Genomic DNA, 14,271 nt, shown 5'->3' on the forward strand with positions numbered 1-14,271 from the left:
TTTTGGCATTGGGCCCTCGGCGCTGACGGAGGCCATGGGCATGCTCAACCACCATTTCGCAGCAGCCGCCTGATCGGCGCAGAGCGACAGCCTACCTCTGACTGCCGCCAATCTTTGCAACAGAGCCCTGCAGGCCTATGGCCTGCGTCCATCGATGAGCGGCAAGGGAAATTGTTACTACAACGCCTCCGTCGAGACCTTCTTCAAATCCCTGAAGGCGGAACTCCTCTGGCGGCAGAGCTGGCCAACGCGGCGTCAGGCAGAAGCCGCCATCTTTCAGTACATCAACGGGTTCTACAACACCCGCCGCCGTCATTCATATCTGGGCGGCATCAGCCCGCTCTCCTTCGAAGCCAAGGTGGCTTAATGAGATAGGTGACCGGCACAAATCCGTTACAAGTCCACAGCATTCTGACGCTGAATCAAAAGCGGTCAGGTCGTCATCGGTAAAATTTGCTCTGGCGGCTATGGATTTTCATCCATAGACAAAATTTGTCGATGCTTCAAAATTTCGTGCAGTGAGGCTAAGTGCAATAGAGGCTGGTCCGTCGCGGTCTTTTGGCGGCAGAAATGGAGCCTCACTATCACCCATGGCTCAACGCGATCACATGTCGTATTTCGGAAGGATAAGTCATGGCCAAATTGAGGATAGAACGACGCGACGCGGGCTATGCGCGCGGACAGGAAATTCACGAGGTCATCCTGCGTACGGCATTCGAATTGCTTGTGGACAGCGGTTTTGATGCCCTCACCTTTGGTAACATCGCCAAGCGCATGAATACCAAGTCAGGAAATATCAGTTACTACTTTCCTCAAAAAGATACCCTCGTTGCCGAACTGCTGAACGGTATCATCTCGAATTATGAACATGAATTCGATCATATCATGAACGATGCCTCGTTTGACGACGAGCAGAAGCTCAAGGAAATCGCTCAAATGATCATTATGGATCTGACGACGCGAGAGACCACACGGGTTTTTCCGGAATTATGGGCCAGAAGCAATCATGATCCATTCGTTCAGGAGCGGCTCGACGAGCTTTACCGTCGCGGTCGCCAGGCCATCGTGCAACTGGTGAGTCGGCTAAGGCCGGACCTGCCTCCCGAACAATGCGAGATGATCGGTGTGATCTGGGCCGCCTGTTTTGAAGGCCTGACCATCTTCGCCGGGCATGGAAAGGCGTGGGAACCAAGGATCGACGCCATAGCGCATATGACAAAGACCATGTTGTTCGATGGCGTGATGCACATGCCCGCAATTCCCGCCGCCGCCACTACGCCTGTAGTCAAAAGAGCCAGTGTCCGCCCAAAAACGACGACCAAGAACTTTGATGGTTGACAAAGTTTCCAACTGCTCTAGCGTCGTGTCATCTCTGGTCCCAATGAATGGAACAGCCGGTGAATTCTCGCAAAACTTCCAAATGCCTGGTGACGATGGCCCTGATAATGGGTTGCCATCCTGCAATGGCGCAAAAATATCCCAGCCCGCTGCCAGTCGAGTCGATCGGCACGATCGAAACCCTGCCTGCGACCTATCCACGGGATTGGGTGTTCATTCAGGACGCCTATTTCGACAGCATGATCGATGGTCGTGTTGTTCTGGTCGATACGTCGAGTCCCAGCCAGCCCATGAAAGGCATGTTCAATGCCGGTCAGATGGCCTCTTATGCCGTGCCCACAACGGGCAGCGACATTTACGTGGCGGAAACCTATTATTCCCGGCTTTCGCGTGGCACCCGGACCGACGTAATATCGATCTGGGACAAGGTTACGTTGGGGTGGAAGGGCGAAATCGAACTTCCCGGCGGCAAACGGGGCCAGACTGTTCCGACAGGCCATAACTTCCAGCTCATCAATGATGAAAAATGGGCTGCGGTTTTCAACTTTACTCCGGCAGCCTCGATCAGCATCGTCGACCTCGCCTCGCGCAAGATCCTGTCCGACATCGACATCCCTGGCTGCACCATGATTTATCCTCTGGCCGGCGCGGGCTTCATGAGTCTTTGCGCAGACGGCACGATGGCGTCGATCCGACTGAAGCCCAATGGGGAAGCCGAAACGACCGTTTCGTCCAAACCGTTCAATGTTATCGACGACAATCCAATGTTCATGACGCCGGCGCGCATCGGAACAACGGCGTGGTTTGCAACATTCAAGGGCGACATCAGAGGCATTGACCTGTCGGGAACGGTCGCGCGCGATCTGGGCGCGTTTGCGCTGCCCCGCGAAAAGACCGCCGAAGGCGAATGGCGTCCGGGCGGATGGCAGGTAATTGCGGGATCAGACGCTGGCTTGCTCTACGTGCTGATGAATTCAGCGGGCAAGGAAGGCTCCCACAAGGATGGCGGGTCCGAAATCTGGGTCGTCGACCCCAAGACCAAGCAGCGAACGTCGCGTTTCGCACTGAAAAGCCCCGCCTTCACTATCCAGGTTACGCATGGCGCTACGCCGCGGCTGGTGGCTGCTTTGCCGGACGGGTCGATGGACGTCTATGACGCTACGGCCGGGCAGTTCCAGCATCATCTGGGGCCGATGGTTCATAGTCCCTATGTCATGGTAGCCGCACCGTGATGGCGCCCGTCGAAGGCGCGCTCGCGCTGTTTCTTTGCATTACGCTGGTCGGTGCCGCAGCACATAAGTTGGCAGGTCTCGACCGGGCGGCCAGCGCCGTCGCCGGTTTATTGGGATTTGACGCAAGCGCCCGGTCCCTGGCGATCGCGGCAGCTTGCGTCGAACTGGCGATCGGGTTGGCCGCGCTGATCCCGACTGCACGAACAGGCGCGCTGATCGGCGCAGCGATACTGTGGGGTGGCTATGCCTTGCTGCTAGATCGCGTCGCACGATCCGGTCGAGCGGGCTTTGATTGCGGTTGCTCCCTTTCTCGCCGCTCAAGCGACAGCGGCGACCAGCGATTGCTTGCCGCCGCGCTCGCCGCGCTCGCGCTGGCCGTCGCACTCTCGCCCGCACATGCTGCACCCGGCTTCATGTCCATGATCGCTGCGCTAGGGCTTTTTGCCATCTATATCGCGATTGGCGAGCTTCTTTCGATCCGCAAGATAACGGAGTCCCCTTCATGATGGAAACCGCCGTTATTGGCTCACAGATCATTCTGTGGATCGCCGTTGTGGCTCTGGCGCTTGTGGTCGCCGCGCTCACCAGGCAGGTCGGCGTTCTGCATGAACGTATCGCTCCGGCTGGAGCGCTGACCCTGCACCAAAAGCTGAAATCGGGCGATGCCGCGCCGAAGCTGGAAGTCATGACACTTGCCGGTGAAGCGGTGCAGGTCAATCGTGACAGTGGCCCGCGCAGTCGGCTGTTCTTCTTCGTTTCCCCCGACTGCCCGGTGTGCAAGCACCTGCTGCCGATCGTCCGCCACGCCGCCAAGAGCGAGGCGGCATGGCTGGACGTGATCTATGCCAGCGACGGTCCCGAACCCCAGCATCGTTCCTTTGTAGCGGAACAGTCGCTGTCGCCATCAGCCTATGTGCTGTCCGAACCGCTCGGCCGTGCATTGGGTGTTTCGCGACTGCCCTATGGCGTGCTGGTGGACGAGAACGGCAAGATCGCTTCGATGGGACTGATCAATAATCGAGAGCATCTGGAGAGCCTTTTCGTTGCCAAGGAACGCAACGTCGCATCAATTCAGGATTATCTGGCCAGGGGCTGAAGTGATCACTGAGGTCGCCCCTGCGGGATGGAGCAAATATCATGGCAACGATTGACAAGATTACCGAAAAATTCGCCCGTAAATTCGCCCAGCGCAGCTCGCGGCGAAGCCTGTTTACGCTGATCGGCGGCGCGGTGACCGGCGCGGCGATACTGCCAACGCTGCCTGTTGCGCGTGCTTCCACCGGACCTGCCGCCCCCGCAGGGCAACCGGGACGTTTCGCCGCTACACCGCAAGATCCAGGTGATCAGAATAGTTGTGATTACTGGCGCTATTGCGCGATTGACGGGTTTCTTTGCACCTGCTGCGGCGGTAGCGTTTCAACCTGCCCTCCGGGTACCGAAATGTCCCCGATCACCTGGATCGGCACCTGCAACAATCCTGCCGACGGTCGCGCATATATCATCAGCTATAATGATTGCTGCGGAAAATCGTCGTGCGGCCGTTGCGGATGCAACCGCAATGAGCGCGACCGGCCGATGGTGCGTCCCCAGGAAAATAACGATACCAACTGGTGCCTCGGTACAGAGAGCACAGTCTATAATTGCTCTACCGCCATCATTCTTGGACAGGCTATCGAACAATGATCCTTCGCTTAACTGCCGCAGCTATCGCCATGGCATCAACAGCGGCAGCTATCGCCGCCGAGCCGGGTCAAGCGGTGTATCAGCGGTGCGCCGCATGCCATCTTTCGACGCGGGCCGGTGTTCCCGGCTCTTTCCCTGCACTGACGCAGGAGCCTGCGAAACTGGCCCAGACGGCGCCAGGGCGTCGCTACCTGGTGCTCGCGATATCGCGGGGGCTGACCGGTCCGATCACGTCCCAAGGCAAGGTTTATCGCGGGATCATGCCGGCACAGGCGCTCAATGACATCCAGGTCGCAGATGTGCTCAATTATCTTGCGGGCGGGGCCGCCGGTGGCAAGAACCCAGCGGCCTTCACCGCCGCCGAAGTCAAGGGCATTCGTGACAAGGCTGCGACTCTGTCTGGCGCCCAGGTGGCACAACTCAGGCCCAAGTGAACGCATGCGCTTCCCGCTGTTCATCGCGGTATCCTGCGGCATCCTTGTTCTTGCAAGCGGCCTGCGCGCGAGTCCGGCATATGAAGTCGATCACGCTGGCGTGAAAGCGGATAGGCTGGCCCGCCAGTCATGGATGCTGCAATGTCAGGGTTGCCACAGGCCCGGTGCAACCGGCACGCCGCCAGGAACACCGCCCCTGGCGGGTCAGGTTTCCAGCTTTCTGAAGGTGAAGGGCGGTCGCGAATATCTGGGGATGGTGCCGGGCGTTGCGACAGCGGCGTTGACCGACAGCGAACTTGCCAATCTGCTAAATTGGACCCTACGCACGTTTGACGCCGGGAATATTCCTGATAATTTCGTCCCCTATACTGCCAACGAAATGGGTCGCCTGCGCCGGAAGCCACTGCGGACCGAGGCCAAGGCGGTTCGCCAGGCACTTGTGGCGTCGCTTGATCGGGTCGAGTAGCAACAGGCAACGGAAATCAACATGGGCATGACACGCGATCCAAGGACCATTGCAGTATCACAGGGCATCGCGACCGATACTGCTTTCGGATCGGTGGTTCCGCCTCTGTATCTGTCAAGCACTTTCGCTTTTCAGGGCCTTGGCGATCAACCTCGATACGAATATTCGCGTGCCGGTAATCCGACCCGTGACATTCTTGGCACCACGATCGCGGAACTGGAAGGCGGGGCGGGGGCGGTGATCACCGCTTCGGGCACGGCGGCGGTAGACCTGTTTCTCTCGTTGCTACGACCCGGCGATCTCGTCGTGGCGCCGCACGACTGCTATGGCGGCACTTATCGCTTGTTGGTCGCGCGCCAGGAGCGCGGGCATTTCAACGTGCTGTTCGTAGATCAGGGAAATGACGAGCAGGTCAGGGCAGCGCTGGCGGCAAAGCCGAAGCTGATGTTGATCGAGACGCCTAGCAATCCGCTCATGCGGGTGGTGGATATTCGCGCGCTTACCAGCCGCGCCCGGGACGCCGGCACGCGGACGGCCGTTGACAACACCTTCCTCTCGCCCGCCTTGCAGCGGCCACTGACGATGGGTGCCGACTTCGTCATTCATTCCACGACCAAATATATTAACGGCCATTCCGACGTTGTGGGCGGCGCTGTAGTGGCGGCGGATCCAGCCGATTTTGAGGAACTGTCGATTTGGTCCAACACCGTAGGCGTCACCTGTTCCCCCTTTGACGCGCACATGACCCTACGCGGGGTGCGGACCCTGTTCCCCCGGATCAAACAGCAGCAGCATGCCGCGATGTTGATTGCAGAATTCCTCAACGATCATCCTGCGGTCGGTAAGGTCTATTATCCGGGGCTGGCCTCCGATCCCAATCATGCACTCGCTGCCTCGCAGCAGGCTGGGTTCGGTGCGATGATGAGCTTCGAACTCGCTTCGGATGCGGCGGGGCGCAACCAGTTCGTATCGTCGCTAGGGCTGTTTACATTAGCAGAATCGCTGGGCGGCATCGAAAGCCTGATCGCGCACCCTTTTTCAATGACACATAGGGCGATGGGCGAGGAGGCAATGGGCGTGGCCGGAATTACCGATAGGCTTTTTCGGCTGTCAATCGGCCTGGAATTTGAGGGCGACTTGATCGACGATCTGAAACAGGCTTTAGCCTCAATGCAATCCTGACATCCGGGTATCGACCGAAAGCAGAGTGCCTTCTCGCCGGAGCATCACATGCACGCGTAGATTGTCATAACATGGTCAGTGACCGGCTTCTGTCGCCCGGAAAATAGCAGCAATCGAACTACCGATAACCGGGATCTTGCGGATGAGGCGTCCCGACGCAGCATCATAGATGTTGATGCCGCCGTCCACTCTTGCCGAAACCAGGAGAGGGAGGGAGCCGGATACCAGTCCCATCACGTATGCAACTCGATCCGAACAGAGCGTTCAGGAAAGTCCCGATCGTACACCACAACAGTGGTACAGACTTCACCGCTGCCCGCTCGCGGACTTTGGGCGCAAAACTGTTCGTCATTTTGCTCGTCATCGCCCCACCTTCTCAGGAGTTTGAGCCTTCGACAAACCCGGGGCGTGTGTGGATGCCCCCAGTTTTGCAAGGTGATTTTTTGACGGTTGTGACGGCTTGGCGCTTCTATCGCTCGTGTGTCAGGCCTCTTGCTGTGGCCTGATTTTGCCACGGGCCGGTATGCAGTTCGAAGAACGAGTTCCACATCGGTTCAGAGAGCTTTGATGCTCGCGCCCCGGGACTGGTTTGCTCGTCCTGAACATTGAAGTCGTTGCCGCATAATCGTCAGTCGATCTCCTTGCTGGGGCTTGTCGCCCCTAAGCGCGTTCGGTTTTGCCTTTGTTGGAAGGCAGCCGGATCACGCTATCCGGTAATTTTGCTCGCGCGTCATCATCGCCCAGATCGTGCGCGCCATCTTGTTGGCCAAAGCGACAGCTGCCACCATCCGCGGCTTGCGCCCCAACACGCGGCCGAGCCAGTTGTCGGGCATCACGCCACGTCGGATGATCCAGCGGATTCTGCTCATTGCCCCGAAGATCAGCAGCTTGCGAATATCAGCTTGGCCCATCTTGCTCACACCGCCTAGCCTCGTCTTGCCGCCAGTGGATCGCTGTCGTGGGACCAGCCCAAGCCATGCGGCGAAGTTCCGTCCACTGGCAAATGCGCGAAAATCGGGAGCAAACGCCATGATCGCATCCGCCGTTACAGGGCCGACGCCTGGCACCGTGCACAGCCGCCGCATTGCATCGTCGACCTTGGTTGCCGCGCGCAGCTTGAAATGCAGCTCATCGATCTTCTGGGTGAGTACCGCGATCTGGTCCAGATAGAGGTGAGCGATATCGCGCACCGCGTCGGGGACCTGAGTTACATCGTTATTGATCATGCCTCCGACGGCTTTGATCCCGGTCGGCCCTTGCGCAACGACAAATCCAAACTCTGCCAGATGGCCGCGCAACGCGTTGATAAGTTGTGTGCGCTGTCCGACGAAGGACTGGTGAGTTCTGAACGCCACCGCACGGGCCTGATGTTCGGCGCTCTTCACGGCCACATAATGGATGTTCGGTCGCAGCGCAGCCTCAGCAATCGCTGCTGCGTCGGCCGCATCGTTCTTCTGCCGCTTAACGAACGGCTTGACGTAAATGGGAGGTATCAGGCGAACCTCGTGGCCGAGACTTTCCGCGAACCGCCCCCAAAAATGGCTGGTCGCGCAGGCCTCCATTGCCACGATACAGGGCGCTTGCTCGCGCAAGATGGTCTCGAGCTTTGCGCGCGAAACCATCCGATTGAATAGAACCGCCCCTCCCAGGGCTGTGCCGCAAACCTGGAAGCTGCGCTTCGCAAGGTCGATCGCGAGAATATGGACGTCGATCATGTGCTCCTCCTTCTACAGCGCAACATCGCGCTGGTCTGACATCATACGATGCCGTCGAAGGGGGCATCCACCCCATCAGTTCAGTCGTGAGGGTCAGAGAGCGGAACAATTATCGGAGTATCGAAATGCTGAAGTTTCTGCAGATCAGCAGTGCAATGTTGAAGATTGAATTTGTCGTGACGTGACCCCCGCCTTTCATCCAGCGGCAACCAGAGACGGACCGGTGTTGTCGCGCATGAGCGCGGTGGAAGCAACGGGCGGGATTAACCCCGCCCGTTGCTGTTCGAGTTCGGCGGCGAACGCCGCCGGTGTGGCGTAACCGAGCGAGGAGTGCGGCCGCTCGGTGTTATAATCGTTGACCCAGTGCGCAAGGATCGCGCGGGCCTGACCGATCGTGAAGAACAATGTCTCGTTAAGCAGCTCGTCGCGCATGCGACCGTTAAAGCTCTCGACGAACCCGTTCTGAGTCGGCTTGCCCGGCGCGATATAATGCCACTCGACGCCGGCATCGCCTGACCAGGCCAGCACCGCGTTCGAGGTGAGTTTGGTCCCGTTGTCGCTGACGATCATCTTGGGCGCACCGCGCCTGGCGATTAGATCGCCCAGTTCGCGAACCACCCGCCGACCCGAGATCGACGTGTCGAGCACCGCCGCCAGGCACTCGCGCGTGACGTCGTCAACGATGTTGAGGATGCGGAACCGCCGGCCCGTGGCGAGCTGATCATGGACGAAGTCCAGGCTCCAGCGCTGGTTGGGCAACGCCAACACCGGCGCAGGCGCCCGCGCACCAACGGCACGCTTCCGTCAGGACCCATTGATGTGAGAGGCGCGATCTGATTCAGTATCCGTGAGGAGACTGAGAATGAGCGACCTTTACTGGCTGACGGACGAGCAGATGTCCCGTCTGCGACCGTACTTTCCCAAGAGTGTCAACGGCACTGTAATTTTCCCCTGAACGGGCAAAGTAAAATTCCCCACTTTGCGGTTTAAGGTTCAGGAGCCGGGCATCGGTACACCTCCATCTTTTGGCGGTCGCCCGCGGCGACGAGCGTCTGTTGGCGCCGGCGGCGTGATCCGGGCGGTCGAGCGCACATGCTCGGGCAGTAGGTCTGCATGTCGCCTGAGGCGATAACTCGAGCCATCGATCTGGATGACGATAGCGTGATGCAACAGGCGGTCGAGCAACGCGGTGGCGACGACGGGGCTGCCGAAGATTTCACCCCATTCGGCAAAGCCTCGGTTCGAGGTGAGGATCATCGCCCCTTTTTCATAGCGCGCATTGACCAGCTGGAAGAACAGATTGCCACCACCGGGTATGACCGGGAGGTAACCGATCTCGTCGACGATCAGCAAAGATGGCCTGCAGTAGAAGCGGATCCTCTCGCGCAGCGAGCCCTCCCGTTCGGCCTTAGCAAGCGCACCGATCAAGTCCGCAAGCGTGATGAACGAGACGCTTTTGCCGGCTTTGACGGCTTCCAGACCGAGTGCGCTGGCAAGGTGGCTCTTGCCGGTGCCGGGCGGCCCCAGCAGGTGAACAACCTCGCAGCGCGCAACGAAGTTCAGTTCGGCCAGCGCCAGGATGCGGGCTTTGTCCAGCGAGGGCTGGAACGAGAAGTCGTATCCGGTGAGGGTTTTGACAGTATTAAGCCGGCCCATCCGCAAAGCGGTCCGGATCCGCCGATCCTCGCGGAACGTCAACTCCTCGAGCAGCAGTTGTTCGACCAGCTCCAGCCCGGTGATCTCGCCCCGATCGAGGCGGGAGACGCAGGTGTCGACGACCTCGATGGCGCGCGGCATTTTGAGGCCGACCATACTGATCTTGACGCGATCAAGCAGCGACGCTGTCGGATCGGGAAGAAGCGAGTTCATGCTGTTGCTCCCGATGCCGCCAGTTGCTGACCGATGGCGGCGTAGAAGTCGAGTGAGCGGCGCGTGACCAGTTCGCCGGTAAAGCCATGCGGAACCGGGTTTTCCTCTTTGGGCCGATATTGCCGCCGGTGGCCTTCCAGCAGAGAGCGTTGACGTCGTCCCTCGAGCAGGGGATGTCGTGCGATCAGCCGATTATCTTCGAAGATATGGATTTCGTCAGCCAGGCTGTGAACCTCGACCACGCGCCGCCGTGTCGCATCGGGCACCGAGTAATAATTGCCGCCGACGCTCACCATGCCTTCATGACTGATCCTGCGTTCGAGCTTGAGAACCGCGCCGAACGGGATCAGAGGCAGGAGCTGCAGTGTCGGCTGCTCCTGGGCGAACGCCTCGTTGACAACACGACCGGTGGAGGCGTGAACACGCGGGTTGGCGACGTTGCCAAGCCAGTTTACGAACTGGAGGTTGAGATCATCGAGATCGCGGAACGTGCCGCCCAGGAAGAAGTCTTCACGGATGTAGCGGAACGGCCGCTCGACCTTGCCTTTGGTTTCGGGCCGATAGGCGCGGCAGGCTTTTGGCAGAAAGCCATAATGACAAGCGAACTCGCCGAGCGTCCGGTTGTAAACGACGCGACCATCCTCATCCTCGCCCAGAACGGCCGTCTTCATACGATCGTAGAGGATTTCGCGCGGCACGCCACCGATCGCCTCGAACGCGGCTCTGTGGCACGCCAATACGGTCTGCATCGTTTGACGCTGGGCGAAGCGCGCCCAGATCAGCCGGGAGAAGCCCAGCACCATCGAGAACAACCACACGATCTGGACGCTGTCAGGCGCGCTGGTAAATCGCACCCGAAACGGGGACCGGTGAGAGGATGTCCGAAAACGTACGCTAAGCGTCGCGGCCGGTCTGGTGAAGGCGGAGCGGCCTGAATCGCTCGCGGGGCTTGTCCATCTCGCTCCAAAGATAATCGCCGGTAAGACCGACATGCTCCCAGCCCAATGGCGCGACGTGGGCAAGCAGTTTGTCCGGCACCTCGGCACCGCTGCCGCGCAGATGCCGGACGGCACGGTCGAGATAGACGGTGTTCCAAAGGGTGACGGCCGCAGTGAGCAGGGTCAGCCCGGAGGCACGATGACGCTGGTTCTCGAACGTGCGGTCGCGTAGTTCGCCTAGGCGATTGAAGAAGATGGCGCGGGCGAGCGCGTTGCGGGCCTCGCCCTTGTTGAGGATGCTGCCAGTGCGGCGCCGCTGCTCCGGATCGTCGAACCAGTCGAGCATGAACAGCGTGCGTTCAATCCGCCCGATCTCGCGCAGCGCGCGGGCGACCGGGTTTTGACGCGGAAAACCTGCCAGCTTGCGCAGCATGACCGAGGCACTGACGGTGCCTGCGCCGATCGATGCAGCGAGCCGCAGCGTCTCGTCCCAGTGCTCCTCGATCGCGCGGACATTGGCTGGCCCGGCGACAAGCGGGCGCAGCGTCGGCCAGGGATCGAGCGACGACAGGCTATACAGGCGACGCTCGTTGAGGTCGCGGATGCGCGGTGCGAAGCGGAAGCCGAGCAGGTGACACAGGCCGAAGACGTGATCGACAGCCCCGGCGGTGTCGGTCGCGTGCTCGCGGATGACCAGCTCGCTCTCATGGTCGAGCAGGCCATCGAGGACGTGCGCGGCCTCGCCGGCATTGACTGCGATGACCTTGGTGTGGAACGGCGTGAAGCGGTCGGTGACATGGGTGTAGAACAGCACGCCGGGATCAGTGCCATAGCGGGCGTTGCGATCGGCGCGCGCCTCGCCCTGACCGCCGGCACGGAAGAACTGCCCGTCCGACGACGATGTGTCGCCCGGTCCCCAGACCTGGGCGAGCGGATGCGCGGTGTGGCAATCGACGATCGCCGCTAGCGCCGACAGATAGGTTTCGTCGCGCACATGCCATTCCGCCGTCCAGCGCAGGCGGGACAGCGTCAGCCCACGCGAGCTTTCTGCCATGCGCCCGAGGCCCAGGTTGGTCGCATCGGCGAGGATCGCACCCATCAGCGCGGACTGGTCGGAGGCCGGCTCGCCGCTGCGAGCATGGACGAAACGGTCGGCGAAGCCCGACCATGTGGCGACCTCCACCAGCAGGTCGGTGACCCGGACACGCGGCAGCATCGCGTAGAGCCGGGCCTTCAGTGCCTCGACGTCGTCGGATGGCGTTCGCCGGATCGGCGAAATCACCAACTGCCCGCGCTCAATCGTCACGTCGACCAGCTCGCCGGTCGCGGCTGCCCGTTCCACCTCGATCATACGCTGGTTCAGCAGGGTGCGACGATCCTCATACCATTCGGCGAAACCAGACGACACGGCCAAGCGCAGATTGCCATCGGCGCGCATCGTTTCGAACGCGGGCACCGGCAACAGGTAATCGTCGAGCGTGCGATAGGCGCGGCTGCCGTCCACCCAGATGCTGCCCGAACCGAGCCGTTCGCGCAGATGGACGATCACGGCGATCTCGTAGGCGCGGCGATCGATCATCCCTTGGGACGGCTCCACGACCTTGCGCCAGCGCGGCTTGATGAAGCTGGTCGGCACCCGCTTCGATAGGACCGAGCGGCCGTCGCGGTACATCGCCCGCAGAGCCTCGATCGCGCTGAGCAGCGGATCACCCGACCGCGCGGTGCGGAAGGTGAAGGCGGCGAGGAATGTTGGGGCGAACCGCCGCACGGCGGGATAGCGCTCGATCACTTCCGCCAAGCCGTCGTCGGCCGACCGGGTGAGATCCTCGGCGAAGCGGATGCTGCGTTCGAGTTGGTCCCAGCCCACCTGGTCCTCGATGCGGCGGATCGCATCGCGCCCGGTAGCGCGGGCATCGACCAGCAGGCGACCGAGCCGAGCATGGAAGCGGGCGGTGTCCTTCAGCAGCCGCGCCTGCCCGAGCAACCGGTCGGAGCGGGTGCGATCGGCGCGGCGGAACAGCGCGCCCACCATTTTCTCGACCATGACCAGTGCCGCGTCGGTCAGCGCCGCTTCCATCTCGATCATAGCCGCAACGAGCATGGCGAGCCGGCGCGGACGTTCGAGACGGCGCAGATGCTGCGCGGTGACGATGCCAGCGGTCCGTGCGATAACGGCATAGCGAGCGGCATGGATGCGCCGCGCCCGATCGGCTGGGATCCCGATGCCGCGCACCGTGTCGAGACGCTCGACGATGCCTTTCAGGTTCGACGCCGATGGTGATTCCGGCCATTCGCGTATCCATCCAAGCCGGGTGCGACCATTGTCGTCCGATGCGATCAGGCGTTCGAGCGCTGCTTCCTGATCAGCCGGGCAGTCGCGGATCAGTCCAGCATGCGCGGCCTTGCGTGCCTGCGCCCGCACGATGAGGGCGAGCCGTTCCAGCGTCGATGCCGCGGGCAACACGATCCGGTTGAGCCGCAGGCGATCGACCATGCCAGCGACGATTGCATCGCCACGATCGGTCGAGGTGGCGATCTCCGATCCCAGCGCCAGCATCGATCGCACTTCTGCTCGGTCGAAGGCACGCAGACCGAGATACGCTTCAACCTCGGCGCGATGCTCGCGCAGCGTCGTCGCGCGCGCAGAATAGTCGGCGAAGTCCTCGATACGGCAACCGATCTGGTCGGCGAGCAGCGCCAGCATGGCGGCAGGCACCGCTTCACTCGGCAGCAGGCTTCGTCCCGGGTGGCGCAGGTAGCAGAGCTGCACCGCATATCCGAGCCGGTTCGCCCCGCGCCGGCGACGCGCGATCTGTCCGAGGTCATCGGGACCGAGGGTGTAGAGCCGTTCGATCGTTGCCTGATCGGGTGGCGGATCGAAGATCGCGCTGCGCTGGGCGGGGGACAATATGGTTCTGGACGGCATCGGCTTCTATGTTCGTCACGCAACAGGAAAGCGACCCTGTTCACGGAGCGTAGACCACAAGACGGGTTATGTGACATTATAGCGATCGATCGACGGGCAATGCCGCTCCGTCACGCAGACGGACGTATATGTGACAACTCAGATTGGCTACGCGCGGGTGTCCAAGGCGGACGGCAGCCAGGTCCACGACCTTCAGCACGACGCGCTGGTGGCGGCCGGCGTCGATCCCGATCATATCTATGAAGACAGCGCCTCGGGGCGGTTCGACAAGCGACCGGGGCTGGACGCCTGCCTGAAGGCGCTGCGCCACGACGACACGCTCGTGATCTGGAAGCTCGACCGGCTCGGCCGCGATCTGCGCGGCTCTGTTGCAAAGATTGGCGGCAGTCAGAGGTAGGCTGTCGCTCTGCGCCGATCAGGCGGCTGCTGCGAAATGGTGGTTGAGCATGCCCATGGCCTCCGTCAGCGCCGAGGGCCCAATGCCAAAA

11 protein-coding genes and 4 pseudogenes are annotated in these 14,271 nt (G+C 61.0%); 10 read left to right on the top strand and 5 right to left on the bottom strand.

The window, feature by feature from the left end; all coding sequences use genetic code 11:
- Positions 1–127: 127 nt before the first annotated feature.
- From LQ220_RS24160 to metB, 9 genes and pseudogenes are all read left to right on the top strand, one after another.
- Positions 128–367, top strand: a pseudogene (locus LQ220_RS24160) (IS3 family transposase); the annotation flags it as partial.
- A gap of 266 nt (positions 368–633) precedes the next feature.
- A complete protein-coding gene (locus LQ220_RS24165) occupies positions 634–1,338 on the top strand; it encodes a TetR/AcrR family transcriptional regulator (RefSeq protein WP_230190539.1) in 705 nt (234 codons plus the stop codon).
- A gap of 59 nt (positions 1,339–1,397) precedes the next feature.
- Complete coding sequence (locus LQ220_RS24170) at positions 1,398–2,570, top strand: amine dehydrogenase large subunit (protein ID WP_230190540.1); 1,173 nt, start codon at positions 1,398–1,400, stop codon at positions 2,568–2,570.
- Positions 2,570–3,076 carry a MauE/DoxX family redox-associated membrane protein gene (locus LQ220_RS24175; protein ID WP_230190541.1) on the top strand — a complete coding sequence of 169 codons (507 nt, stop codon included), beginning with the start codon at positions 2,570–2,572 and terminating at the stop codon, positions 3,074–3,076. Before LQ220_RS24170 ends, LQ220_RS24175 begins: the two co-directional genes overlap by 1 nt.
- Positions 3,073–3,666, top strand: a complete 594-nt coding sequence (locus tag LQ220_RS24180; RefSeq protein ID WP_230190542.1) for a redoxin family protein — start codon at positions 3,073–3,075, stop codon at positions 3,664–3,666. Before LQ220_RS24175 ends, LQ220_RS24180 begins: the two co-directional genes overlap by 4 nt.
- Positions 3,667–3,707: 41 nt before the next feature.
- Positions 3,708–4,253, top strand: a complete 546-nt coding sequence (locus tag LQ220_RS24185) for a methylamine dehydrogenase light chain (RefSeq protein ID WP_230190543.1) — start codon at positions 3,708–3,710, stop codon at positions 4,251–4,253.
- Positions 4,250–4,687, top strand: coding sequence for a cytochrome c (locus LQ220_RS24190; protein ID WP_230190544.1), 438 nt, complete (start codon positions 4,250–4,252; stop codon positions 4,685–4,687). The genes LQ220_RS24185 and LQ220_RS24190 overlap by 4 nt, the downstream gene beginning before the upstream one ends.
- A 4-nt stretch (positions 4,688–4,691) precedes the next feature.
- A complete protein-coding gene (locus tag LQ220_RS24195; RefSeq protein WP_230190545.1) occupies positions 4,692–5,153 on the top strand; it encodes a cytochrome c in 462 nt (153 codons plus the stop codon).
- Positions 5,154–5,174: 21 nt separating this feature from the next.
- Positions 5,175–6,335 (top strand): cystathionine gamma-synthase, encoded by a 1,161-nt coding sequence (gene metB / locus LQ220_RS24200; protein WP_230190546.1) that lies wholly within the window; start codon positions 5,175–5,177, stop codon positions 6,333–6,335.
- Between the two features lie 701 nt (positions 6,336–7,036).
- Here metB and LQ220_RS24205 read toward each other — a convergent pair.
- From LQ220_RS24205 to LQ220_RS24225, 5 genes and pseudogenes are all read right to left on the bottom strand, one after another.
- The gene (locus LQ220_RS24205) at positions 7,037–8,050 is read right to left on the bottom strand and encodes an IS110 family transposase (RefSeq protein WP_230190547.1); all 1,014 of its coding nucleotides are present in this window, start codon (positions 8,048–8,050) and stop codon (positions 7,037–7,039) included.
- 195 nt (positions 8,051–8,245) lie between these two features.
- A pseudogene (locus LQ220_RS24210) lies at positions 8,246–8,854 on the bottom strand (integrase core domain-containing protein); the annotation flags it as partial.
- A 189-nt stretch (positions 8,855–9,043) separates the two neighbouring features.
- Positions 9,044–9,919 carry an IS21-like element helper ATPase IstB gene (gene istB / locus LQ220_RS24215; RefSeq protein WP_230190548.1) on the bottom strand — a complete coding sequence of 292 codons (876 nt, stop codon included), beginning with the start codon at positions 9,917–9,919 and terminating at the stop codon, positions 9,044–9,046.
- Positions 9,916–10,779: pseudogene (gene istA / locus LQ220_RS24220) on the bottom strand (IS21 family transposase); the annotation flags it as partial. The pseudogene istA and the gene istB, both read right to left, overlap by 4 nt.
- Positions 10,780–10,813: 34 nt before the next feature.
- Positions 10,814–13,783, bottom strand: a complete 2,970-nt coding sequence (locus LQ220_RS24225; RefSeq protein ID WP_230190549.1) for a Tn3 family transposase — start codon at positions 13,781–13,783, stop codon at positions 10,814–10,816.
- 130 nt (positions 13,784–13,913) lie between these two features.
- On the opposite strand from LQ220_RS24225, the pseudogene LQ220_RS24230 reads away from it, so the two are divergent.
- A pseudogene (locus LQ220_RS24230) lies at positions 13,914–14,144 on the top strand (recombinase family protein); the annotation flags it as partial.
- Positions 14,145–14,271 lie beyond the last annotated feature (127 nt).

Source organism: Sphingobium sp. CECT 9361 (assembly GCF_918741285.1).
In the GTDB taxonomy this organism is placed as follows: Bacteria; Pseudomonadota; Alphaproteobacteria; order Sphingomonadales; family Sphingomonadaceae; genus Sphingobium.

Bases quoted from the DNA above. Each gene is read 5' to 3' on its own strand.
- LQ220_RS24225 (WP_230190549.1), bottom strand. From the start codon at position 13,783: ATGCCGTCCAGAACCATATTGTCCCCCGCCCAGCGCAGCGCGATCTTC.
- LQ220_RS24195 (WP_230190545.1), top strand. From the start codon at position 4,692: ATGCGCTTCCCGCTGTTCATCGCGGTATCCTGCGGCATCCTTGTTCTT.
- LQ220_RS24190 (WP_230190544.1), top strand. From the start codon at position 4,250: ATGATCCTTCGCTTAACTGCCGCAGCTATCGCCATGGCATCAACAGCG.
- LQ220_RS24175 (WP_230190541.1), top strand. From the start codon at position 2,570: ATGGCGCCCGTCGAAGGCGCGCTCGCGCTGTTTCTTTGCATTACGCTG.
- istB (WP_230190548.1), bottom strand. From the start codon at position 9,919: ATGAACTCGCTTCTTCCCGATCCGACAGCGTCGCTGCTTGATCGCGTC.
- LQ220_RS24180 (WP_230190542.1), top strand. From the start codon at position 3,073: ATGATGGAAACCGCCGTTATTGGCTCACAGATCATTCTGTGGATCGCC.
- LQ220_RS24185 (WP_230190543.1), top strand. From the start codon at position 3,708: ATGGCAACGATTGACAAGATTACCGAAAAATTCGCCCGTAAATTCGCC.
- LQ220_RS24165 (WP_230190539.1), top strand. From the start codon at position 634: ATGGCCAAATTGAGGATAGAACGACGCGACGCGGGCTATGCGCGCGGA.
- LQ220_RS24205 (WP_230190547.1), bottom strand. From the start codon at position 8,050: ATGATCGACGTCCATATTCTCGCGATCGACCTTGCGAAGCGCAGCTTC.
- metB (WP_230190546.1), top strand. From the start codon at position 5,175: ATGGGCATGACACGCGATCCAAGGACCATTGCAGTATCACAGGGCATC.